The following is a 23973-nucleotide window of genomic DNA, read 5'->3' as shown; positions in this document are numbered from 1 at the left end:
AACCTGTGGATACGGGGATGGGTTGCGAGACATCGGGCTCGAGCGGCTACGGGATTCGCGAGAACCGCGAATCCCGCGCGCACGCCCCGGACGGCCGTTCCTGGACCGGCCCCGCGCGGGGGAGTGCTCGATGGGGCCGGGCCGAGGAAAGCCGCCCGACGTCCTGGCCGGCCCGCACCGCATCACACGGAACGCACCCGCCCGAGCGGCCCTCGACAACCTACGAATGGTCGGAAGCCAAGGGCGGCGCGGCAACGGGCCGGTTCACCGACCCGGTGAACCGGGCGTTTCGGTCGCGACCTTCAGAGAGGGAACCGATGCGGCTTCGGAGAGGGGCCCAGTGCCGTCCCGCTCGCCGGCGATGCCGATGGTGCCGTCGGGGAAGCGCTGGACCGAACGCACGCCCGGCAGCAGGTTCAGCAGCAGGCACGGTGTGCCGATGAGGGCCGCGGCGGCCAGCAGGGTCGTGCGCATCCCGAGGAACTCGGCGACCGGAGCGGCGGCGGCGTAGCCGGCGGGCATGGCGATCAACGAGATCATCCAGTCCAGCGAGCTGACGCGGGCCTGCATCTCCTCGGGGAAGAGCTGCTGTTGCGTGGTCGCCAGAATCTCGCCGACGAGCGAGGTCATGATGAAGGCCACGGCCACGCCGAGAGCGATGACGAAGATCGGGGCGGGGGGAGCGAGCAGAGCCAGCGGGCCGATGCCGAGCACCGCGGCCGCGTTCGCGGTGACCAAGGGGCGGCGCGGCCGGTAGTGCAGCGCGGCCAGCCCGCCGATGATGGAGCCCACCGAACCGGTGATCATGATCACGCTCCAGGCGGTGGCTCCGCCGTGGCCGTGCTGCATCACGACCGGGCCCAGGACGAAGAAGAACGCTATCGCGAAGTTCCACACGCCCCAGCAGAGCAGGTTGGCCAGATACCAGCGGCGCTGGGCCACCGCCAGCCAGCCGTCGCGCAGGTCTGCGAAGAAGTGCTGCTTCTCGGACCGCTGCGCCTGCCTGCGCAGGTCCATGCGGGAAACCAGCACGAAGCTCAGCAGGAAGCTGATGGCGTTGATGAGGATCGCGGTGCCCGGACTGGAGACCGCCAGCAGCAGCGCGGCGAGGGCCGGGCCGAGCACCTTGGTGGTGCTGTCGGTCAGGCCGAGCAGTGCGTTCGCCGGTTGAAGATGCTCAGCGCCGACGAGCTCGGGTACGACGGCCCTGGATGCCGGGGTGAAGAAGGCCATGGCCATGCCGGCGATCGTGTAGGTGACGGCGAACTGCCAAACCGCTGCCCGGTCCAGGAATATCATCATGGCGAGCAGGCCGTAGCAGACCGCCTGGATGGCGTCGCTCGCCATCAGCACCTGCTTGCGGGACAGCCGGTCCGCCCAGACCCCGCCCACCGGCAGCATCACCACCTGGCCGACCGCGTGGCAGGTCAGCACCGTGCCGACATCCAGGGCGCTGCCGCCTGAGCGTAAGATGGCGAAGACCACTGTCACCGGTATCAGGGCATTGCCCATGGCGGAGATGCTGCGCGCGGTCCACAGGAGTCGGTAGGGGCGCTCCCGAAGCGTGCTCAACGATTTTGGCATGGGTATGGGCATGGGCGGCCCTGCTTTCTGAGTCATGGGGTTTCACGGAACTGCCAAGAGCTCGCGGGGAAACAGCACGCCGATGTCGTCGACGGTCATGCCATTCCCCACCTCCGGCGTCTTCGTCCCCAGGCTGTCGGCTGACTACGCGGGCACCATGGCCATGGGGCCACCCGACTCGAAGTGTTCGCGGCGGCCCCGGCTTTCGAAGTCGCCACTCGACTGCAGCCTTCGGAGACCTCGAAGGCTCCGCAACCTCCTGGGCCGGCTGGCATTCTGTCAGAACTCGGTTCAGGGACAGGAACAAGAGCTCTCCATCGAGCCACCACCGCGGTGCGCATGGAGGCACGCTCAGGGTCCGACGGCGTACTGCTCATTCCCGTACAGGACTGTCGCCGGTGTGTCGTTGACCTGGGTCCACTCCGCAGTGCCTGCGATCAGTGTGTGGTCCAGGAGTGACACGGTTTCCCGGACGGTGCAGACCACAGTGACCGAAGCCTGTGTCAGTACGGGCACGCCGCTCACCCGATGCCAGGGCACACCCGCGAACCGCTCCGCCGGGGTGCCCGTGGCGAACTGCGCCACCAGTCGTCGATCCGCCCAGGACAGGACGTTCACCGCGAAGCGCCCTTCTGATCGAATGTGAGCCAGTGTCTGGCTTGCGGTGGTCAGGGACAGAAGCACACTGGGTGGATCCACGGACAGGGACATGACCGCGTTGGCAGTACACCCGACAGGTCCGATCGTGGTGACGACAGTGACACCGGTCGGCAGTCGAGAGATTGCATGACGGTAGTCCTCGGCGGAGACGCTCAGATGGCTTGGTACGCAGTCCTCGGTCTTCATCGCGCTCCTTTCGGCAGTGCGGCGGTTATCCGCGCCGACCGGCGATCATGGCGGCAACGGTCTGCCGGTCGATCTTTCCGTTGATGTTCAGGGGTAGTTCGTCGAACACGGTCAGGCTTCGCGGGAGCATGTACTCGGGTATTCGGGAGCGCAGGTCCGACATGATCTGTTCCGGCTGAGGATCCAGACCCGTGCAGATCGCTTCCAGGGACAGGTCGCCGAGGGCGTCCGGGATCGCAATCACGATCGCGTCGCGTACACCTGGTTGCTCGCGCAACAGAGCCTCGATCTCGCCCAGTTCGATCCGGTAGCCGCGAACCTTCACCTGCTGGTCCATTCGCCCCAGGTGAATCAGTCGTCCATCCCGCCGGGCGACCCGGTCACCCGTGCGGTACCAGTGGTCGGCGGTGATCGGGGCGTCCCCGGAGTGGGGGACCGATGTGCCGGTGGCGTCGTTGTGCAGCAGGAACCGGTCCGAGTTGTTGTGTGGGTCCAGATAGCCGGGGAACCGCTGGGGGCCGCGGACGACCAGTTCGCCGTCGTCGGCCGGAAGCCCTTCCGCATCGAGCACCAGGTGGGCAAGTCCTGGATACAACGTCCCGATGGGGACAGTGCCGTTGGCCGGGCGGGGCCACTGCGCGACATCCCGGGGGAGTCGGAACTCAGCGCAGCTGATGGTCAGTTCGGTCGGCCCATAAAGATTCTCCAGCGTGCTCTCGGGCGCAGCCGCGGCCCACGCCTCCGCTTGCTGCAACGTCAGGGGTTCCCCGCAGAACAGACTCCAGCGCAAGGTCGGCAGGGACCCCGGCTTCAGTGCTCGCATCCGGCGTGCGAAAGAAACCAGCGACGGCACGGAGAACCAGTGTGTGAGCTCCGCCTCCGCTGCCCACCGAACCGGCGCCATCAGGTCACGGCGCGTGGGAACGACCAAGGTGGCGCCACTGCCCCAGGCGGCGAACATGTCGAACACGGACAGGTCGAAAGTGAGGTCGAAGGTCTGGGACACCCGGCTCCCGGGCCCCAACTCGTACCGCGGTACGACGTGTGAGAGATACGCGGAGACGTTGCTGTGCCGGATGGGCACGCCCTTGGGCGTGCCCGTCGAACCGGAGGTGAAAAGCACGTACGCGATGCTCTCGGGCCCGGTCGGCCCCGGAGCGGGAATGTCGTTCCCGTCCGCTGCCGTCGGCGTGTGCGTGAGGGGCACGACCGGGGCCGGCAGGGCAAGGGCCTCGGTTTCCTGGCCGGCTGTCTCCGCAAGGACGAGGTCGAGGTCGCCGGCGGTCACGATCGCGGCGTTCCGGGCAGCCGGGAACGCAGGGTTGAGCGGGACGACCGTGCTGCCCAGGAACTGCACCGCGAGATAGCCGGCGTAGGCGAGGACGCTGCGCTCGGCCAGCAGCCCGACTCGCTGCGGCACCCCGTCGGCTGTGGTGAGCAGCCGCGCCGCTGTGCGCTCGGCCGCGTCGTGGAGCTCCTGGTAGGTCAGGCGGTCTGCTCCGATTTCGAGGGCCACATGGTCGGGAAACTCCGCGACGGAGGCGGCGAACCACTCGTACAGAGTCTGTTTCACGGTCATCCTTCACTGGGTGCGACGGCGCTCGACTTCTCGGTGGCACGGATCAGATCGGTGAACGCCTCCTCGACCAGACCGGTCCGGGGCCGGCCGCGCGCCGCGGACAGGGCCGCGATGCGCAGTATCTTGGGGAGCTCCTGCCAGAACGCGGTCTCGGAAGCAGCCGCTTCGGGATCCAGCAGGCCGTCTGAGACCAGGACCTCGTTCCGGTGCGCGTAATGGCGTGCGGCGGCCCACAAGTCGTCCGTGTAGCGAGCGGCCGCCATCGGCTCCGCGAGCAACGTCGCGAGGATGTGGGACAGCACCGCCACCGGCTCGAGCAGCCACTGTCCGTCGTCCGGTGCGCCGTCACGCTGCTCTTGCCCGGCCGTGCAGTCGCCCCGGGTACGCACAAGCCAGCGGTGGTGACTCATGGGCGGAACGGCCGTGGCCCAGCCGAGGGCCATGCGGTCCCGGCGGGCCACCTCGGGCCCGAACTCCTCGAGCGGTGTCAGGGCTTGCGCGAGTTCGGCGTCGTCCAGCCATCCCAGGAACGGCTCCTGTTCGCCGTGCGGGGTGAGCGCGGCGAAGTGGTCGGCCACCTTCCAGGAGCCGTTGCGCCGTCCGTGGATCAAGATCCAGTGCGGGGCCGCGGCCCGACCGTATCCCGGTGCCCACGCGATGTGCTCGGTGTTGGCGACAGCCAGCACCCGGCCTTGGGCCTCCAGTTCGGCGAGCAGCCCCTCCTGGGCCGTTTTCCAGTCCGCGGCGCCTTGATAGGCCAGCTCTCTGCCGTCCGCGGTGATGTCGATCCGGGTGTGGTGCGAGAACGCCAGCTCGCTCGCGGGCAGATCGGTGCGCACCGCCAACCGCGTCGCCTCCGCGAAACGGCGCGTCACGGCGGGGATCTCCGATGCCAGATAGCAGACCAGGCTGGTCGTGTAGCAGCTCAACTGGGGCGGTTTCGCTATGGCGTCAAGCACATCAGCACTCCAAGTCGGCGGGCAACGTGTTGCTCCGGCCCCTGGCATCGGGGTCTTCGCGAGGGGTGAAGGCGCAGCTGAGGGGGATCGGGGAACTGTCGCGGAGACTGGCCCACCGGTACCGGCCCCAGCGGCCGTGACGGTGGCCGGGCGTCACGGCGATGGTCCAGGGGCGGCCGGCGAGACCGGTGCCCGCCGCCTTGACGCACGACTCCTGGACGGTCCAGACCCAGGCGAGTTCGCGTGCCCGCTCCGGTGCGGGCAGCTTCTCCAGTTGTGCGGCGTGCCCCTGCAAACAGCGCCGAAGCATGCCTTCGGACGGTTCGTCGGGCGGGAGCTGCACATCGACGCCGACACGGCGGCCCGGTGCCACAGCCGCGGCGCTGAGGCCGCCGTCGTGGGAGATGCTCACGCCGACGTCGGGATGCCCGACCAGGCAGGGGCGTCCCTGCGCGTCGGGGCGGACCGCCGTGTCCGCGAGGTCGGGGCGCACCTCGCGGATGAGCCGGCGCAGGGTGGCTCGCCCCGCCAGGAACTCCTCGGCCCGCCAGGACGGGAGGCCTTCCGCCTGGGCGAGATCGTCTCGCTGGAGTTCTGCCTGGTCCGTCGCCGTCCGACCGGAGCGGCACAAGACCCACACCCCGTCCGTGATCTCGTACCGGCCACCCGGCGTCCCGGTTCGTATCGACATGCTCGCGGACTCCCCGGCCGGCCCTGTCGCGGTCATGCCCGCAGCTCCGCCAGGAGCTGTTCGGACATGTCGGCCACACCGGCGAGCATCAACTCGGTCACGCCCCCGCCGATACCGAGGACTCCGGCTTCCGCGCGGATACCCTGGGCACCGCTCGTGGCGAAGCCGTCCGCTCCCTGAAGGCGAGCGCACTGGGCGAGCACGGTGTCGACCGTCAGTCCGACGGCGGACTTCAACAGGGCCCCGGCCGACAGGTTCTGTCCTTTCACGGCCGTCTCGGCGAGGCTGTCGCACAGCGCTTGCAGCTGGGCAACGCGTACCAGGCACTCGGCGAAGCCCTGGCGAACGGCCGCGTTGTTCCACAGCGGCTCTCCGTCGACAGTCCGCCGACGAAGGCGCTCGCGGGTGTCGGCAAGCACCCGGCTGGTGAGCGCGACGGCCCACTGTGCCCCTGCGAGCCGCTCCGTGCTCATGTGCCGGGCGAACACGGGCATGCCACGACCGTTTCTGCCCACCAGGTGATCAGCCGGCAGGCGCACCGAGTCGAACCCGATGTGCCCGGTCGCCGAGTTCACGAGCAGACTGGTCGCTGCGGTTCTCACGGTCACGCCTGCCGTCCTCGCCGGTACCAGGACCCAGCTGAAGTTGGTGAAATGCCGACCGGGCTGGTGCCGGCCCAGAACCAGCAGGTACTCGGCGCTGCCGGCGTTGGTCACCCAGCGCTTGCCGCCGTGGACCACCAGCTCGTCGCCTTCGATCCGCACCTCTGTGCCGAGCCCGCTGAGATCGGAGCCCGCGGCCGCCTCGTCGGTGGCGGCGAGCGCCACCTGGGCGGTCCCCGCCAAGGCCTGTTCACAGGCGGCCGTGACGGGAGAAGCCGCGGCTGACGCAGGGCCGGACCGGCCGGAGCCGAGGATCGGCAGGGCGCTGGCCGCCTGCACCAGTACGCTGAGCGTCGCTCCGTTGTCTCCGCGGGCGTCCACGGCTCGGAGCAGGGCGCCCAGGCGTGCCGGGTCCGCGACCAGGCCCAGGCCGTTGCTGCTCCGATACAGCATGGACAAGGCGCCGGCTGCCCCGAGCGCTCGCCACACGGCGGTTGCCGGAGCGCTGACCGGAACGCTCTCCAGCGCTTGCGAGACCAGCCTCTGATAGCCGGCCGGCGATGTCTCCCGGGAAGCGGATGCCAGGTCAGACAAACCGCACCTCGGGATCGAGGAGGGTCAGCTTGCCGTCTGCCAGGTGCAGGCGGTCGTTGCTGTAGTTCAGGGACGCGGAGCGCAGGTCCCGTAGCGCGTGCTCGAGGCGGGTCGGGGAGCCCTTGAGATAGCCGTGCCGCATGCCGACCGCGTCGATGAGGCCGTCGACGACCGCGAAGCACTCCTCGGCGGCCGTGATCTTGAGCGCGTTCAGCTGCAACTGGATCTTCGGCAGGCTCAGATCGGGGCTCTGGCTGACCGTCCGCTCCGTCTGCTCGAGCAGGGCGTGCACGGTGTCCAGACGCCTGCGTGCCTGGGACAGCCTGGTCAAGAGCAGCTCGGAGCCGAGGTCGACCCGATTGCGGTTCTCCGGCGAGCGCAGCATCCGCACCACCCGGGACAGCGCGCCGGCCGCGGTGCCCAGCCAGGACGCCGACCAGCTCAGGTGCGCCATCGGGCCGAACACCGAGGTCACGACGGCCCGGAAGCCGCCGTGCGCGCCGACCACGTGGTGCTCCGGTACCCTGCCGCGCAGCCGCAGCGCGACGCTGTGGCTGGCCCGCATGCCCAGTGGCTGCCAGTCACCGGTCTGCTCGATGGTGAGCCGGTCGCGGGGCGCGTAGACGAGCGACACCTGATTCGGCGACGTGGCGCCCGGCGCGAGCATCGTCACCAGGAAACCGTCGGCGTGCGCGCCGCCGGTGACGATGGGCGCGAACCGATCCACGTCCAGTTCGTCGCCTGTGGCGTCGAGGGCCGTCTCGGCGGTGAGCAGGTGGCCGCCCTTGCCCGCCTCGGTGGTGACCGAGGCGAGATAGATCTTGCCGTCGGCGATCTGGGGCAGCAGTTCGGTGCGCAGCCGCTCGTTGCCGTGGCTCACCACCGCCGCGACTTGCTGGCAGTGCATGCCGAAGATCATCGCCACGGACATGTCGATACGCCCGAGCGACGTGCACGCCTCGACCATGTCCCGGATGCTGCCGCCGAGCCCGCCGTACTCGACCGGCACCAGCAGACCCAGCAGCCCGGTGCGGCGCATCTCGTCGAGCGCTTCGACGGGGAAGACGGCCTCGCGGTCGGTCCGGTCCAGGTGCTCGGCGGACACGGCGGCGACCCGGTCGGTCAGCTCGGCCGGCCGCCCGGGCGCGAGCGGACCCGCGCCGGCCGCAGGTTCGGATGCGACCGCGTTCATGTGCGCTCCTCGGTTCGGCGGGCGTGGCCGGTCATCGGACGTTCGCCGCCTGGCCCGCTTCCGAGGCTGCGCTGATCGCGTTCCAAAGGCTGCCGGCCGTGGCGAAGGTGGCGTCGTTCATGTCCTCGTCGGGCAGCACCACGGCGAAGGTGTCCTCGATGGCGAAGAGCAGTTCGATGGCTTGCATCGAGTCCAGACCCTGCTCCCGCAACGACGTCTCGGCGGTGATCTCCTCGTCGCCGAGGAACTTGAGGAACGGGGCGAGCAGTTCGGTGAAGCGGGGGTCCATCAGTTCACTCCAGAGGTGGGATCGGACGCTGCGGAAACAGGGGCGCGGGTCAGTGACACACGGGTCGTCACCGGGGCGGTGCCGGGCCGGTCGCTGTCGACCACGGCCTCCGCGGGCAGCGGGTGGCCGAGGAAGCCGACCAGGCTGGCGTACAGTCCGTAGGCGCCGACATTGGGTACGGCGACCAGGTCACCCGGGCTGAGGGCGGGCAGCTTCGCACCGCGTGCCCAGGTGTCGAGCGGGGTGCACAGCGGCCCCACCACGACGGCATCCAGCTCGGGGGCCGGGTCGGACGCGGCGGTGGCGCGCACCACGTGCGGAGCGAGCACCGGGAGACGGCGCAGTCCGGACATCCCGCCGAGATGGTGGATGCCGGAGGCGAGAACGACGATGTCCTTGCCCTGGGAACGCTTCACGTCCAGGACGGGGGTCACCAGCGTGCCGGCGGTGCCGACGAGGTAGCGGCCCGACTCGAACACCACTTCCGGCGCCCTGTCGCGCCAACCGGGTATCTCCTCGTCGAAGAGCTCCTGGAGGCGGGGGCGGAGCGCGGTGAGATCGACGGCCTCGCCCGCCTTGGCGAACGGCGCGCCGAACCCGCCGCCCAGGTCCAGGATGCGCACCTGTACACCGTGTTCGGCGAGCAGCTCGGTCAACCGCCGGGCGGTGGCCAGGGAGCGCTGGAACTGGCCGTACAGGGAGTCGACCTCGGTGAGGTTGGTCCCCATGTACAGGTGCAGTCCGACGACTTTGGCCCTGGGCCGGTCCGTGAACCGTTCCGGCTCGGCCGTCACCCAGCCCGTGTCCGCGCCGAACTGCGAAGCGACGCCGGTCATGACCAGGCCCTGGCCCGGGACCGGCTGGTCGTCGTTGATCCGCAGCAGGCAGCGGGCAGTGACATCGCACTCTGCGGCGAGCCTGTCCAACTGCTCGATCGCATAAGGCGAGTCGACGGAGAACAGCCGCACACCGCGGGTGAGGGCGTCCCGGATCTCGGCATCGCTCTTTCCGGGTCCGGTGTACAGCGCGTCGGCGGGGTCCCAGCCCGCGCCGAGTGCCGCGTCCAGTTCGCCGGTCGAGCAGACCTCCGGACGCGCGCCGGACGCGCGCAGCGTGGTCAGCAGCGCCGGGTGCGGGTTCGCCTTCAGCGAGTAGAACAGGCCGGCCCGGTCCGGCAGGGCTGCGCGCAGCCGTTCGTGATTGCGGCGCACTTCCGCGATGTCGTAGATGTACGCGGGCGTCGGTACGCCCGCCAGATCGGCCAGCGGAACCGGCAGCACACCAGCGTGGCCCTCAACCACGGACATGGTCCACCCGGTTCGCCAGTGCGGCCAGCGCCTTGCGGTCGACCTTTCCGTTGCCGGTGAGGGGGAGCTCCGGCAACACGAGACAGATGCGCGGAATCTTGTACTCCTCGATCACCTGACGCATCGCCTGGAGCACGTCTGCCGCGCTCAGTTCTTCGGTGACGGTCACGAACAGGCGGGTGGGTGCTGATCCGTCCGGGGCCAGAACGGCCGCCGAGCTGACGGCGGGCAGACGGCGTGCCGCTGCCTCCACCTCTATGACGCTGACACGGAAGCCGTTCTCCTTGTAGACGTCGTCGCGTCGGCCCTCGACGTACAAATAGCCTTCTTCGTCGAGCCGGCCGTAGTCGCCGGTACGCAGTTCGGGGAACAGCCCCTCGGCTTTGGGGTAGCGCTGGGCGTTGAGTTCGGGATGCCGCCAGTAACCGGACATGACGTTCGGGCCACGGACCACGATCTCGCCGACCTCGCCGGCCGGAAGACGCTCCCCCTTCGCGTCGACGATGAAGACCTCGGTGCCGGGCAGGGCCGTCCCGCTGGAGCCCGGCCTGGCCAGATCCCCGTTCGCCGGCATGATGGTGGCACGCTTGCACTCGGTGAGCCCGAACATCAGGTGTACGTCCAGTCCGGGGAGGCTCGCGCGAAGCACGGTCAGCGTGTCCTGTGGCATCGCGGCACCGGTGTTGGTCAGCATGCGCAAGGAGAGCTTGCGATCTCCACCGCGCCGCAGCAGCCGCGCCAGGGTGTCGGCGACCGCGGGGACCGCGGGGAGCACGGTGGCCCGCGAGCGCAGCAAGTTGGTCAGCAGCGGCGGCCCCACCTCCGCCGGTCGGCCCAGCCACACGTGGGCTCCGCTGCCGGCCCCCAGGAAGAGCTGGTAGAGGCCGTAGTCGAAGGAAAGCGGGAGCGGACTGTAGACCACGTCGTCCGGACGGTAGCCCAGCACCTGCTGGATCGCCCGCACCGCGAAGAGCATCTGCTGGTGGGTGCTGACGACGGCTTTGGGAAGCGACGTCGTGCCGGAGGTGTAGATCAGGCAGACCGGGTCCACGGACAGCGGCGCGGTCGGTACCGGACCGTTCTTGCCCTCGGTGTCGAAGGCGACTGCCGTCACGGCCGCGAGGTCCTCGACCCGTACGCCCTGCTGCCCGTCCGTCGCCTGGTCGAGCACGGAGTCGCTGACGATGAGCATGGGTTCGCTGTCGTTGAGCACGTGCTCAAGCTGCTTGCCCTGTACCTGCTCGTGCAACAGCGAGAATGCCACGCCCAGGCGCGAGGCGGCGTAGACCAGAACGGGCACGGTGGTGGATGCCTGCGCGCTGACCAGTAACCGGTGCCCGCGTTGCAGGCCCAGCTCGCCCAGCCAGTAAGCGACGCGTCGGCTCGCGGCGGCCAGTTCCAGGTAGGTGATGGTGTGGTCGTGGCAGGTCACAGCGGGGCGATCCGGCCAGCGCACAGCCGCTTCGTCCAGCAGTTCGTGCAGCAGCGCAGCAGGGGGCTGAGTAGTCATCAGGCCTCTTCGAGGTGGGCGAGCGCAGGCTCGGCGTACAGAGATCGCCGCACGATTGCGCAGATGGCGTCGATGTCGTGGAGGTTCTCGGGCACCAGGTCGTCAGCGTCGAACTCGAAGTGCAGTTCCTCCTCCAGACGTTCGACGATCTCCACGATCCGGAAGGAGCTGAACCGCGGTACATCGCTGAGGAGCTGTCCGTTCAGGAGCGGTTCGACTCCGGTGTCGAGCACTGCCGCGGCCACACGGGCGACGGTGCTGCGCAGCTCGGCGTCCACCGGCCAGGGCGACTCGGCGAGATCGCCCGCAGCCGGGGCGTTGCCGAAGACCACGCCGTCCGCGTGCAACTGCTCGAGGAGGCGGGGCAGCAGCGCCGGGGGCTCCGTCCTGCCGCGTTCGACCCGGCGCGCGGCCAGGTAGGTCTGCTCGGTGAGGGCACTCCAGGCACGCAGATGGGCGTCGACGTCGCCGTCCGGCGATGGTCCGAACTCTGCACGGAAGGCGGCGTGCAGCTTGCGAGAGCGGGCGAGGAACCAGGTTTCCAGGGTGAGTTGGCTGAGGGCCGCGTTTCGGTCGGTATGCCGCGCATAGGCGTCGATGTACGCGTCGACGGCTTCAGGGCCCGCGAGATCGAGGGAGGCTGCGGCCGCGCCGGGCCCCTCGGCCGCCGGCGCGAGCTCGGCGATCAGGACAGGGCTGGGCACGGCGGCGACGAAGTCCTGGGCCGGCAGGGTCCACAGCCCGGGGCGCGCGCTGCCCCACGGGGTTTCGTTGTGATACCCGTCCACGACGTTCACGCAGTCTGTGCCGCCGGCCTCGGCGAGGAAACTGTGCGCCATGTGGCGCTGCCGGAAGTACGGCACCCACGGCAAGTGATAGGCGTCCGACACCACATAGCACCCGTCGGCCGGAGGGATGCCGGCCGTCGCGGGTGTCCGGTGCAGCGCGCGTACGGCGATTCCGAGAGCGCTCTGCGCGTCGGCAAGGTGCTGCTCGACGGTCCGTGCCACGGTCGGCAACCCGTCGGCCCCGATCCGGGGAGTGAAGTGCAGCGTCGCGCCGAGACTCAGGTGGGTGCCCATTCCATGCCACCTGTCGGCGAGCACGGCGAGATTCACCTGAAGGCAGTCGAAGAGTTCATACGGAATGGTGGGCGGCGGAGTCTGCATCATATCGAGGCTCCCGCGCCGAACACCTCAGGAAACCGGGGCAGTGAGTCCATAGGATTGAGGTGGGTTCCCGAGTCGCTCGCCGACTTCGTAGCTGTCGCCACGAGTTCGACCGACTCGATGACCGCGTCAGGATCAAATCTGGTGTCCATACGGATTTCCCTCGCAGGGGAATCAGGAGCGGTGGCCGGGATCCGGACCAGGAGAATGTCGAGGTGCCGCAGCAAAGCGCGTGGGGGGACTTCGAGGTTCTTCGCGGGGACGGTGTCCCTCCCGTGAAGGTCAGCATCGCTTGAGCTTGATGCCTCGTAGCGCACCATCGTCCCGTCCCTCGTGGAGTGGTTTGTGGCTCGACACAGGAAGCTATCGGAGCGACGTGATATCGCCGCCATTCGCGTGCCATGCGTTCGGCATGCAGGCCCCGTTGAGGTCGCGTTCGGACGTGACGCCCCTTGGTCCGGCTCGAAATCGGTGCTGTTTTGAGCGATTTACAGCAATGTTCCGATGCCGCGGAGGACCCGGCTTTCCAGGTTCTCGGTCCGGGGTCATCGCCTCATCGGCCACGAGCCCGCAGCTCTTTTCATCGACTCGGAGCACGTCAGAACGTCGCCGCGGCCATCGGATTTCTTATGCATGGAGCTCATGGTGAACGCATGGCACACGAATGGCGGCAATATCACGTCACTCCGATAGCTTCCTCGGCGAGCCACAAACCAATCCATGAGGGAGGGGCCGGCGGTGCGCTACGAGGCATCAAGCTCTGGCAATGCTGACCTTCGCGGGAACAGCGGAGCTGACCACTCCGACGCGAACGACCACTCCGGCATCGGTTCCGATGCCGCCGGAGCCGGAGACCTCGACATCGCGGTGATCGGCATGGCGGGCTCCTTTCCCGGGGCGCCCGATCTCGACCGGTTCTGGGAGGTCGTCCGTGCCGGGCAGCGGACCGTGCGGACGGTACCCGCCCCCGAGTCCGGTGCCGGCGCCCGTGACGCGGCCCCCGACGCCCCGACCGCCGTGCGCGCCGGAGGGGTACTCGACGGGGCCGAGCTGTTCGACGCGGCGTTCTTCGGCTACAGCCCCCGCGAGGCCGAGTTGCTCGACCCCCAGCAGCGGGTCTTCCTGGAGTGCGCATGGACCGCCCTGGAGGGGGCCGGCTACGGCTCGGCGGTCGGGCGGCCGGTCACCGGCGTCTACGCAGGCGCCAGCCTGAGCACCTATCTGATCCGCCATCTGCTGCCCCACCCGGGCCTGGCCGGCCTGCGCGAGGAGCAGATGCTCGGCAACATCACCGACACCCTGGCCACCCGCGCCGCCTACCACCTGGACCTCTCGGGCCCGGCGGTGTCGGTGCAGAGCGCCTGCTCGACCTCCCTGGTCGCGATCCACCTCGCCTGTCAGGCACTGCTCGCCGGCGACTGCGAGGTCGCGGTGGCCGGGGGCGCCTCGGTGCGCCTGCCGCAGCTGTCCGTCCACGACGGCCGCGGGAACGGCATCCTCTCCCCGGACGGCGGCTGCCTGCCCTTCGACGCCCGGAGCGCGGGCACCGTCAGCGGCAACGGGGTCGGTGCCGTGGTGCTCAAGCCGCTGGCCGCCGCGCTCGCCGACGGCGACCGGGTCCACGCCGTGGTCAAGGCCACCGCGGTCAACAACGACGGCCGCCGCAAGGTCGGGTTCACCGCGCCGAGCGTCCAGGGCCAGTCCGCCGTGCTGCGCGCCGCCCACGACCTCGCCGGAGTCGACCCGGCCGACATCGGCTATCTGGAGGCGCACGGCACCGCCACCCCGCTGGGCGACCCGATCGAGTTCGCGGCGCTCGCCGAGGCCTTCGCCGGGCGCGACCCCGAGACCGACGGGCGTTGCGCCCTGGGCTCGGTCAAGGCCCTGATCGGACACCTGGACGCGGCCGCCGGCGTCACCGGGTTCCTCAAGGTCGTGCTGGCACTGGAGCACGCCGTCGTGCCACCGAGTCCGTACTTCGGTGAGCCGAACCCCGGCATCGACCTGGTGGGCAGCCCGTTCGAGGTGCCCACCGCCGAGCGGACCTGGAAGCGGCCTCGCGGTGGGCGGCGCCTGGGGGCGGTGAGCAGCTTCGGCATGGGGGGCACCAACGCGCACGTGATCCTCCAAGAGGCGCCCGACCCGGCCCCGGCCGGTCCGCCGTTTCGTAAGCGGCACCTGCTCGTGCTCTCGGCCCGTACGCCGAGCGCGCTGGAAACGGCTCGAGAGCGGCTGCGTGAGCATCTCCTCACCGGACCGGGGCCGAGTCCTGCCGAACTCGCTGACGCCGCGTCCACCCTTCAACTCGGCCGCACCGCCTTCACGCATCGCATGGCGCTGATCGCGGACTCCGCGGCCGACGCGGCGGCCGCACTCGCCCCCGGATCGCCGGAGGCCATGACCGGTCACGTCGAAACGGGCCGCCGCGACATCGTGTTCATGTTCTCCGGCCAAGGCGCCCAGCACGTCGGCATGGGAGCCGAGCTGTACCGCACCGAGCCCGCGTACCGCGACGCCTTCGACACCTGCGCGGACCTGCTCGTCCCGACCCTCGGCCGGGACCTGCGCGACCTCGTCCTCGGCGACGTGGCGGCAGAACGGCCACCGGGCGCCGCGAAAGACCCGGCTGTCGCCGAACCGCTGCGCCGAACCGAATTCGCGCAGCCTGCTCTGTTCGCGGTCGAATACGCCCTCGCACGGCTCTGGGAGTCCTGGGGCATCCGGCCCGCGGCGATGATCGGCCACAGCGTCGGCGAGTACGTGGCCGCCTGCCTGGCCGGCACGATGCCCCTTCAGGACGCGCTGCGTCTGGTCGCCCTGCGCGGGCGGCTGATGCAGGCGCTGCCGCCGGGCCGCATGCTGTCGGTCGCGCTGCCGATCGAGGAGGCCGAACGGTTCGCCGGGGGAGACGTGGCCGTCGCCGCGTCCAACGCCCCGTCGCTCACCGTTCTGTCCGGGCCGGCCGAGGCGCTCGACGACATCGAGCGGACGCTGGCCGCCAAGGGTGTCGCGGTCCGTCCGCTGCACACCTCGCACGCCTTCCACTCCCCGGCGATGGATCCCGTCCTCGAGGACTTCCGCGCCCTCGCGGCCGCCGTCCCGCTCGCCGCCCCGGCTCTGCCGTTCGTCTCCAACCTGTCAGGGACCTGGATCACCGACGAGGAGGCCACCTCGCCGGACTACTGGGTACGGCACCTGCGCCGGCGGGTCCGCTTCCACGAGGGCCTCGTGACCCTCGCCGAGACCGGACCGCTGGCGCTGATCGAGGTCGGCCCGGGCACCGCCCTGGCCACCCTGGCCCGGCAGAACCCTGAGATCTCCGGGAACCTCGTGGTCGGCAGTCTGCCCGCGCCCGGCCGGCCGGTCCCCGCCGACCGGACCATGACCGAGGCCCTGGCCCGGCTGTGGCTCGCCGGGACGGAGCCGGACTGGACCGGCTACTGGCGCCACGACCCGCGCGGGCGGGCGGAACTGCCGACCTATCCCTTCGAACGCGCACGGTATTGGATCGACCCTCCGGCCGACGACGCGCTCATCGGCCTGATCGAGGCCGGCCCTCCGGCCGCCTCCCCGCCGCCCGCCCAGGCCGACCCGGACGCCGCGGGACGGGGCGCCGCGGCGAACGTGGACGCAGCGAGCGGGACCGGGCACGACGCCGCGCCGCCGGCCGCGTACCCCCGGCGCCTGGCGACCGTCTTCGTCGCGCCACGCGACGAGCGGGAGGAAGCCGTCGCGGCCATCTGGAGCGACCTGCTCGGCATCGCCGAGATCGGCGTCCACGACGACTTCTTCGAGCTCGGCGGCCACTCCCTGCTGGCCACGCGCGTCGTGGCCCGGCTGCTCGACGTCCTCGGCGTCGAACTCCCGCTCAGTGCCCTGATGGAGGCGCCGACCGTGGCCGCGCTGTGCGAGTACGCCGACGACGAGCTCATGCGTGCCTACCTCGGCAGCCGGTCCGCCTCACAGCCCGCCGCCACCGATCCGCTGCCCGACCCCCGGAAAGAGGGCGTCCGATGACCGAGACCATCCGCGAACCGGCCCGCGAGATGTCGGCCCACCAGCGCGCCGAGATCCTGGCCCGCCTGCGCGCCGAGAAGATCGACGCCGCTGCCGCCGGTCGACTGCGCCCCCGTGACGCGGACCTGGAACTGATCCCGCTCAGCCCGGCCCAGGAGCGCCTCTACTTCCAGGACCTGCTCGATCCGGGCAACCCGGCCCTCAACATCACCGTCTCGATCCGGGTCCGTGGCGCCTTGGACCACGGCGCTGTGGAACGCGCGCTGGCCGTGGTCGTGGAGCGCCATGAAGCGCTGCGCACCGCGTTCGTCGCCGGCCCCGAGGGGCCGCGCCAGCGCGTCGTCCCCGCCGGACCGGTCGCCGTCCCCGCCGGCACCGTCGCTGCCGACGCCGCGCCCGGCGACCGGCAGGGCCCGCAGGACCTCGACACGGCCCTCCTCCGGCACGCGCGCACCAGACTCGACCTGGTCACCGGACGCCTCCTGGACGCCGCCCTGTTCCCCGTCGGGAACGACGAGCACCTGCTCCAGATCGTCGTCCACCACATCGCCTTCGACGGCTGGTCCACCTCCGTCCTCGTGGAAGAACTCGTCGAGGCCTACCGCGCCGACACCGGAGGCCGCCGGCCGAAGCTCGACGCACTGCCGATCCAGTACCCGGACTTCTCGCTGTGGGCGCGCGAGCGCGTGGCGGGGGACCGCTACGAGCGTCGCCTCGCCGTGGTCCGCGACCGCCTGGTCGGTGCCCCGTTCGTCCTGGACCTGCCCGCCGACAAGCCCCGGCCGCAGCTCCAGACCCACCACGGCGCTCTGACCCCCCTCGTCCTGGACTCCGAGACCAGCGCGCGCCTGGCCGCCCTGGCCCGCGCCGAGGGCACCACGCCGTTCGTGGCCCTGCTCAGCGTCCTGACGATCCTGCTCGGCCGGGCCTCGGACGACGACGAAGTGGTCATCGGGTCCCCGGTGGCAGGGCGCACGCGTCCCGAACTGGAGCCGATGATCGGCTGCTTCGCCGACATCCTCGTCCTGCGCATGGCCCCGGCGGCCTCGGCCACCTTCCGCGACCTGCTGCGCGCGGCGCACGAGGAGGCCGGCCGGGCCTACGGCGACCAGGAGGTCCCGTACGCCAAGGTCGTCGAAGCCCTGGCGCCGCCGCGCGACCCGTCCCGCAACCCGCTGTTCCAGGTCATGTTCGGCTTCCACGAGGTCGTCCCGGCCCGTTTCGACGACGCGGTCCCGGAGTTCACCGTGGAGACCCGCGACAACGGGGTCACCGACTTCGACCTGTTCCTCAACATGGAACGTCGCGAGGACGGCTGCTTCGAAGGCGAACTGCGCTACAACACCGACCTGTTCACCGCGGACGCCATCGCCGACCTCACCGGGCGCTTCGCGGACGTGGCGCGCGCCGTCGCCGACGCTCCCGACACGCCGTGGAGCCGCCTCGCTCCGGCGCGCGCCGGGCTGGTCGCGCTGGCGGCCTCGTTCCCGATCGAGCCGGTGTTGCCGGCGGTGCGCGCCTGGGCCAGGCACGCGGGCCTGGGGCTGGGCTTCGAGGTGCCGTCCGAGCCCGCCCCGGTGGCCGCACAACTGCGCGCGCTGACCGGCGTGTTCGGCATGAACCCCGGCGCGGCCCACGTGGTGCTGCTGCGCTGGGAGGATCTGGCCAAGGCCGGCGCAGTGCCGGACCGCCGCGACCCGGAGGCGGTCGGCGCGGCCCTGGACCGCGGACTCGTCGAGTTCTGCGATGCGCTGTCCGCCTATCGCGCATGGTCCGAGGACCCGCTGACGATCGTGCTCTGCCCGCCCTCGGCGGCCTGGTCCCGCTGGCAGGGCACCGAGGTCTTCGACGGACCGGCCCGCCGGCTGGGCGAAGCCTGCCGACGCTGGTCCGACGTCCGGATCCGCACCGCGCAGGCCACGGCGCCGAAGAACGCCGAGCGCAACGGGAGCGCCGGGAGCGACGGCTTCGACGAGGACCGGGACGACGCGGACTTCCTCGACGGGCTGGACGTCGTGCCGTACGCCGGTGCCGACTTCCATGCCCTGCTCGGTGCCTCGGTCGTGCGCAGCCTGCTGCCGCTGACCGTCCGCGACGAGGACGGGCGCCCGGCCGAACTCCTCCCGGTCTGGCCGTCGCGGCTGGCCGCCGGGGCCGCCGGACCCGTCGGCGGCGCGGACACTGCCGACATCGCCGGCGGCGGACCGGCCGCTGAGAGCGGAGCGCCGGGCGGGGCCGGATTCCGCGAGCCGGTCACCGACACCGAGCGCCGCCTGGCCGCGATGTGGCAGCAGGCGCTCAAGGCCGACCGGGTCGGCCTGGACGACAGCTTCTTCGCCCTCGGCGGCCACTCTTTCCTCGCCGTCGAGCTGCTGACCCGCATCAAGGCCGAGTTCGGCCGGTCGGTGGAGCCGTTCGAGCTCTTCCGCGGCCCGACCCTCGGCCACCTCGCCCACCTCGTCGACGCCTCGGCACCCGGCGTGCCCGAGGACGGCCCGGTGCCCGTGTCACGCGACCAGGCGCTCGCACCGTCCTCCACCCAGCGCCGGCTGTGGACCCTGGCGAAGGTGCACGGCGCCGGCCTCCTGCACAACAGCGCCTTCCCGCTGCGCATCGACGGCGACCTCGACGAGGTCGCACTCCGCACGGCTGTCGCGGCCCTGCTCGACCGTCACGAATCCCTGCGCACGACGATCACCGAGGACCCCGACGGCGTGCCGGTGCTGCACATCGTGCCCGACGCTGCGCGCTGGGGGAGCGAGGTCTTCCCCGCGACGACGACCGTCCCCGAAGGGCCGGGCCGGTCCGGCGAGATCGAGCGCCTGATGCGCGCCGCCGCCGAGGAGACCTTCGAGCTCGACCGCGGCCCGCTGGCCAGGTTCCGGCTGTTCGCCGCCGGGCGACGCACCCACTATTTGTCGATGGCCATGCATCACGCGGTCACCGACAACCGGTCCTGGGCCGTCATCGTGCGCGACCTCGCCGAGCTCTACCGCGCCGCTTGCTCGGGACGAGTCCCGGAGCTCCCGGAGTTGCCGGTGCAGTTCGCCGACTACGCCCACTGGCAGCACGAGTGGCTCCTCGGCCCGGGCGGGCGCGAACACGAGACGCGCTGGCGGGAGATCATGCGGGACGTCCCGGCGGTCTCCTCGCTGCCGACCGACTTCCCGCGCGCCGGGGAGATCGGTTCGGACAGCGCCTCGGTCACCCGGCGTGTCGACAGCGGGCTGGCCGCGCGACTGCGCGCCGCCGGACGCCGGATGGAGGTGCCGCTGTTCAGCGTCGTGCTCACCGCGTACCACCTGCTGGCCGCCCGGGCCGGCGGACGCGACGAGTTCGTCGTCGGGACGCTCAACGGCAACCGCGAGCACGCCGGTCTGTCCGATGTCGTCGGCGACTTCGCCGACCTGGTGCCGATCCGGCTGACCGGGGTCGGCGACCTGACCGTCGCCGGCCGGGTCGCGGCCACCCACCAAGCGATTCTGGACGCCCGCGCCGTCCAGCGGCTGCCGTTCGAGAACATCGTCTCGGCGGTCCGCGCCACGCGCGTCCCCGGCCGCCAGCCGCTGTTCCAGACCCTGTTCAACTTCGTCGACGGCGACGACAGCCTGCCCGACCTCGACGGTCTGACCCTGGCGCCGTTGAGCTGGCTCCGCGCCGGGACGGAGTTCGAGCTCTTGTTCAGCCTCGACGCCGAGGGCGACGAGTTCCTGATCACCCTGGACTACCAGACCGGGCTGTACGCACCCGCCGGGGCCGAGGCACTGCTGGAGGCCTTCGCCGCCATGCTGGAGGCGGTGGCCGGCGATCCCGAGGCCCGCAGCGGCGATCTCGCGTTCCCCGAGGACTGCCGGATCCCGGTGATCGCGCCCGGAACCGAACCCGACACCGAGTCCGACCGCGCAGTGACCCTCCCCTCCACCGCCGTGGCGGCCAGCTTCACCGCCGAAGCGGCCGGCCCGGCGCTCGGTTTCTGGTTCGACCTGTTCGGCCGGCCGGCGAAGGTCGCCTTCGCCCCCTACGCGCAGGTCGTACAACAACTGCTCGACCCGGACGCCGCCTTCGGTACGGCCGGGGCACCCGTCAACACCGTGCTGCTCCGCTGGGAGGACTGGGTTCGCCACCTGGGCCACGACCCGCGCGTCCTCGCCGACGCCGCCGACGGTCCGGCCCGCTTCGGCGACGTCGTCCGCGACCTCGAAACCGCCCTCGGCGACCTGCACGCCGCCCTGCTCAGCCACCGCACCTGGAGCCGGACGCCGCTGCTGCTCGCCGTCTGCCCGGCCTCGCCCGGCTGGTCGACGGAACCGTGGGCCACCCTGGAACGCGGGCTGACCGCACGTCTGACGCGGCTGGCCGCGTCCCTGCCCGCCGTCCGGGTTCTCGACGTCGGGCCCGTCGCCGACCGGTACCCGGTGGACCGACGCGACGACGAACACGCCGACCGTCTCGCGCACATGCCCTACACGCCGGAGTTCACCACCGTTCTGGCCACGGTGCTGGCCCGCGCCGTCCTGAGCACCGAACCGCGCGGCACCGTCCTCCTGGACCCCGGCCGTCTGCTGGGGCTCGCCGGCAGTACGGGGGCCGACGGCGGTACGGGGGCCGACGGCGGCGAAACCGCCGCGCTCGTCGCCCGCGCGCTGCGGCGGGCCACGGTCCAGGGCCGCTCGCTGGTGTTCGCCGGTGCCGATCCCGCCGTGCGACGGGAACTCGCCGCCCGTCCCGACCTGCTGCCCGACCCGGACGCCGCCACATGGCTCGCCGGGCATCCCGCCGGGGACCTCGAAGCCGGATTCGCGGAGGCGGTCGCCGCCGGCGCCCTCGACCCGGCCGACTGCGTCGTGCTGGACCCGGACCCCGCACTCTGCGGACGGCTGGGCACCCGCTTCCCGGGCGCTCTCGCGGTCGCGATACCGCAGGAGGCGGACGCCGCGCGCCACGTACTGGACCACCTGTGGGCGCTCGACCAGCCGCTCTTCTCCGGGGAGTACGACGCCGAAGCCGCCCCCGGAACCGCGCCGGGCGTCGGCGCGGCCGCCGGCTCGCGCATCCTGACCGAACTGTCGGACGCGGCGGGCATCCAGGCGGCCGTGGACCGGGCCCGCTGGCGCGTGTACCGCGGCGAATACGTCGAGCCGCGCACCGAACGTGAACGGCGGCTGGCCGAGATCCTGGCCCGGCTGCTCGGCATCGATCGCGTCGGGCTCTCCGACAGCTTCATGGCCCTCGGCGGCGACTCGATGACCGCGATCCAGGTCGTCTCCCAGGCCGCCCGGCACGGCATCAGCCTCTCGCCGCGTGCCGTCCTCGAGGCGCCGTCGGTCGCCGACCTGGCCGAGGCCGACGCGGCCCCGGTCGTCGTCGCCGACCAGAGCCCGGTCGTCGGGCCGGTGGCCCTGGCCCCGGCTCAGCGGTGGTTCTTCGCCAACCCGCTCGGGACCGGCGGCGACCCCAACTACTACAACCACCCCTACTACCTCACGGTGCGGGCGGACGTCACCGCGGAACACCTGGAAAGCGCGCTGCGTGTCCTCGTGGACCATCACGACGCTCTTCGGCTGCGCTTCGCCCGCGGCGAGGACGGTGAGTGGCACCAGTGGTCGGAACCCACCGGTGTGGATGTGCCGTTCGAGCGCGTCGATCTGACCGGGACACCGGCCGAGGACCGCGCCGCACGGGCCGAGGCCCTGGCCATCGGGCTCCAGAGCGGCCTCGACCTGACGGCCGGGCCGACCCTGCGCGCGCTGCACCTGCACACCGACGGCGAGCCGGACCGGCTGCTGATCATCTGCCACCACCTGATCGTGGACGGCATGTCCCGCGGCATCCTGCTGGAGGACCTGACCACCCTCACCGAACAGGCCGTCACGGGGGAACCGCTGCGCCTGCCGCCGAAGACCACGTCGTTCCGCGACTGGACCGACCGGGTCGCCGAGTACGCGGCCGACGACGAACTCCTCGCCGAGGTGCCGTTCTGGCTGGAGCAGATCGCCCCCACCCCGGAAGGCGCCCGCGCACCGGTCGTGCCGGTCGACCACGAGGGCGGCTCGAGGGAGATGGCCTACATGGAGACCGCCGAGGTGCGGGTCAGTGCCGAGGAGACCGCCGCGGTACAGCGGCTCACCGTCGGCTGGCGCGCCAGCCTGTCCGACGCGGTCTTCGCCGCCTCGGCCTCGGTCCTGGCCGAATGGACCGGAAGCGACTCCGTCCGGTTCGCGGTGGCCGGGCACGGGCGGCCCCACCGGTTCCCGGACCTCGACCTGGTCAGGACAGTGGGCTGGTTCCAGATCTACTTCCCGATCGGCATCGACGTCGCCGGTGCCGAGGGCGGCTCGCTGGTGCAGTCGGTACACCGCCGGCTCGCGGTCGTCCCCGACTCCGGTTTCGGCTACGCGGTACTGGCCGGCCAGCATGCCGATCCCGCACTGCGCGCCAGCCTGACGGGGGGCGAGCAGCCGTTGTTCAGCTTCAACTACATGGGCGAGTCCGGGTTCGAACAGACCTCCGCGCACACGTCCCTGTTCGGGCACTGCCCCGACTCGTACGGCCCCTGCCAGGACGGTGCGTGCACCTGGCCCTACCTGTTCGACCTGATGCCGGCCATCGTCGACGGCGCGCTGGTCCTCCAGATCTACTACCGGCGCAGCATCCATGACGCCGCGACCGTCACGGCGCTCGCCGAGCGCATCGCCGACCGATTCCGCGCCCTGGCCGCACCCGAGGCCCAGAACATCACCCCGGCCCCCCGGTCCGCGGCCGAGGACTGACACCCCGTGGCCGGACGCCCCACCGAATGCGCCGCCCTCACCATGATCCCGCTCGGCCGTCGGGCCGCCCTCCCCACTGCGCCGGCCGGAGGACGACCCGGCTGACGGCGCCACCGAGGATCCGGCTTTCGGGGTGTCCTGACACCCGGCCCGGCCCACTTCGTCCGGCGATCGCACCCGTGTTTCCCGTTCATTCAGATCCGAGTCCTGTGAAAGGTGGATCCGATCATGTCCTCCCGGTCCACGAGTCCCGGCACCGACACCGCATTCCACGCCCCCGCGGCTTCCGTCCGGACGCCGCGTACCCGGCAGGCGGTCCGCTGATGGGCACCGCCGAGCAGACCGCCGCCGTGCCGCCGACCGACCAGCTGTCCGGCCTGATCGCCGAGGTCCTGGGGGTGCCGGGGGCCGAACTGGCCGAGGACTCCGGGCCCGGCGTCCACGAGGCCTGGACGAGCCTGAAGCACGTCGAGGTCGTGGTCGTGCTGGAGGAGCACTACGGTGTGGCCCTCAGCAGCCGGGAGATCAAGGGCATCACCAGCATCGCCGTTCTGCGCGAGCTCCTGGCGGCCAAGGGGGTCGCGGGGGTGGCCTCGTGACCGTCGCCGGCCTCGTCCCGCCGTCCGTGCCGGTCCCGGCACGGGCGCCCGGCGGGACCGGAGCCGGCCGCCCCGCCGCGCTGCTGATGATCCGGCACGTCGAGCGGACCGGGGCGAGCCCGTCCGCGGACGGTACGGCGGTCCCGGGGCACCACGACAGCCCCCCGGCCTCCCTCGCCCACCGTTACCTCAACCCTTGACGCGGTCCGTTCCCCCGTCGAGGTCAAGCAGGCCCTGGAGACCGCCGACATCCTCGCCGGCCCCA

16 protein-coding genes are annotated in these 23973 nt (G+C 71.3%); 4 read left to right on the top strand and 12 right to left on the bottom strand.

What is annotated here, in order from left to right; genetic code table 11:
- Positions 1-264: 264 nt before the first annotated feature.
- The 12 genes from ABT057_RS41010 to ABT057_RS40955 all read right to left on the bottom strand — a co-directional run bounded on the left by ABT057_RS41010 (position 265) and on the right by ABT057_RS40955 (position 12642).
- Complete coding sequence (locus tag ABT057_RS41010; RefSeq protein ID WP_352349046.1) at positions 265-1584, bottom strand: MFS transporter; 1320 nt, start codon at positions 1582-1584, stop codon at positions 265-267.
- A 351-nt stretch (positions 1585-1935) separates the two neighbouring features.
- Positions 1936-2430 carry a flavin reductase family protein gene (locus ABT057_RS41005; protein WP_352349045.1) on the bottom strand — a complete coding sequence of 165 codons (495 nt, stop codon included), beginning with the start codon at positions 2428-2430 and terminating at the stop codon, positions 1936-1938.
- 25 nt (positions 2431-2455) lie between these two features.
- Complete coding sequence (locus tag ABT057_RS41000) at positions 2456-4009, bottom strand: amino acid adenylation domain-containing protein (protein ID WP_352349044.1); 1554 nt, start codon at positions 4007-4009, stop codon at positions 2456-2458.
- A complete protein-coding gene (locus ABT057_RS40995; RefSeq protein WP_352349043.1) occupies positions 4006-4968 on the bottom strand; it encodes a hypothetical protein in 963 nt (320 codons plus the stop codon). The genes ABT057_RS41000 and ABT057_RS40995 overlap by 4 nt, the downstream gene beginning before the upstream one ends.
- Before the next feature lies 1 nt (position 4969).
- Positions 4970-5659, bottom strand: a complete 690-nt coding sequence (locus tag ABT057_RS40990; RefSeq protein ID WP_352349042.1) for a 4'-phosphopantetheinyl transferase family protein — start codon at positions 5657-5659, stop codon at positions 4970-4972.
- Between the two features lie 32 nt (positions 5660-5691).
- Positions 5692-6486, bottom strand: a complete 795-nt coding sequence (locus tag ABT057_RS40985; RefSeq protein WP_352349041.1) for an acyl-CoA dehydrogenase family protein — start codon at positions 6484-6486, stop codon at positions 5692-5694.
- Positions 6487-6847: 361 nt separating this feature from the next.
- The gene (locus ABT057_RS40980) at positions 6848-8047 is read right to left on the bottom strand and encodes an acyl-CoA dehydrogenase family protein (protein ID WP_352349040.1); all 1200 of its coding nucleotides are present in this window, start codon (positions 8045-8047) and stop codon (positions 6848-6850) included.
- Between the two features lie 31 nt (positions 8048-8078).
- Complete coding sequence (locus ABT057_RS40975; RefSeq protein ID WP_352349039.1) at positions 8079-8336, bottom strand: acyl carrier protein; 258 nt, start codon at positions 8334-8336, stop codon at positions 8079-8081.
- Positions 8336-9643, bottom strand: a complete 1308-nt coding sequence (locus tag ABT057_RS40970; RefSeq protein ID WP_352349038.1) for a type III PLP-dependent enzyme domain-containing protein — start codon at positions 9641-9643, stop codon at positions 8336-8338. Before ABT057_RS40970 ends, ABT057_RS40975 begins: the two co-directional genes overlap by 1 nt.
- Positions 9630-11153: a class I adenylate-forming enzyme family protein gene (locus ABT057_RS40965; RefSeq protein ID WP_352349037.1), complete on the bottom strand. Its 1524-nt coding sequence runs from the start codon at positions 11151-11153 to the stop codon at positions 9630-9632. Before ABT057_RS40965 ends, ABT057_RS40970 begins: the two co-directional genes overlap by 14 nt.
- Positions 11153-12325 carry a hypothetical protein gene (locus tag ABT057_RS40960; protein ID WP_352349036.1) on the bottom strand — a complete coding sequence of 391 codons (1173 nt, stop codon included), beginning with the start codon at positions 12323-12325 and terminating at the stop codon, positions 11153-11155. The genes ABT057_RS40965 and ABT057_RS40960 overlap by 1 nt, the downstream gene beginning before the upstream one ends.
- Complete coding sequence (locus ABT057_RS40955) at positions 12322-12642, bottom strand: hypothetical protein (RefSeq protein ID WP_352349035.1); 321 nt, start codon at positions 12640-12642, stop codon at positions 12322-12324. The genes ABT057_RS40960 and ABT057_RS40955 overlap by 4 nt, the downstream gene beginning before the upstream one ends.
- A 400-nt stretch (positions 12643-13042) precedes the next feature.
- Here ABT057_RS40955 and ABT057_RS40950 point away from each other — a divergent pair, with 400 nt between their 5' ends.
- The 4 genes from ABT057_RS40950 to ABT057_RS40935 all read left to right on the top strand — a co-directional run bounded on the left by ABT057_RS40950 (position 13043) and on the right by ABT057_RS40935 (position 23908).
- Positions 13043-16339 (top strand): type I polyketide synthase, encoded by a 3297-nt coding sequence (locus ABT057_RS40950; protein ID WP_352349034.1) that lies wholly within the window; start codon positions 13043-13045, stop codon positions 16337-16339.
- A complete protein-coding gene (locus tag ABT057_RS40945; RefSeq protein WP_352349033.1) occupies positions 16336-23109 on the top strand; it encodes a condensation domain-containing protein in 6774 nt (2257 codons plus the stop codon). Before ABT057_RS40950 ends, ABT057_RS40945 begins: the two co-directional genes overlap by 4 nt.
- A gap of 323 nt (positions 23110-23432) precedes the next feature.
- The gene (locus ABT057_RS40940; protein ID WP_352349032.1) at positions 23433-23708 is read left to right on the top strand and encodes a phosphopantetheine-binding protein; all 276 of its coding nucleotides are present in this window, start codon (positions 23433-23435) and stop codon (positions 23706-23708) included.
- Positions 23705-23908: a hypothetical protein gene (locus tag ABT057_RS40935; protein WP_352349031.1), complete on the top strand. Its 204-nt coding sequence runs from the start codon at positions 23705-23707 to the stop codon at positions 23906-23908. The genes ABT057_RS40940 and ABT057_RS40935 overlap by 4 nt, the downstream gene beginning before the upstream one ends.
- Positions 23909-23973: the final 65 nt, after the last annotated feature.

The organism is Streptomyces sp. NPDC002588 (genome assembly GCF_040295925.1).
GTDB lineage: Bacteria > Actinomycetota > Actinomycetes > Streptomycetales > Streptomycetaceae > Streptomyces.
This window is presented reverse-complemented; position numbering and strand designations above follow the sequence as displayed.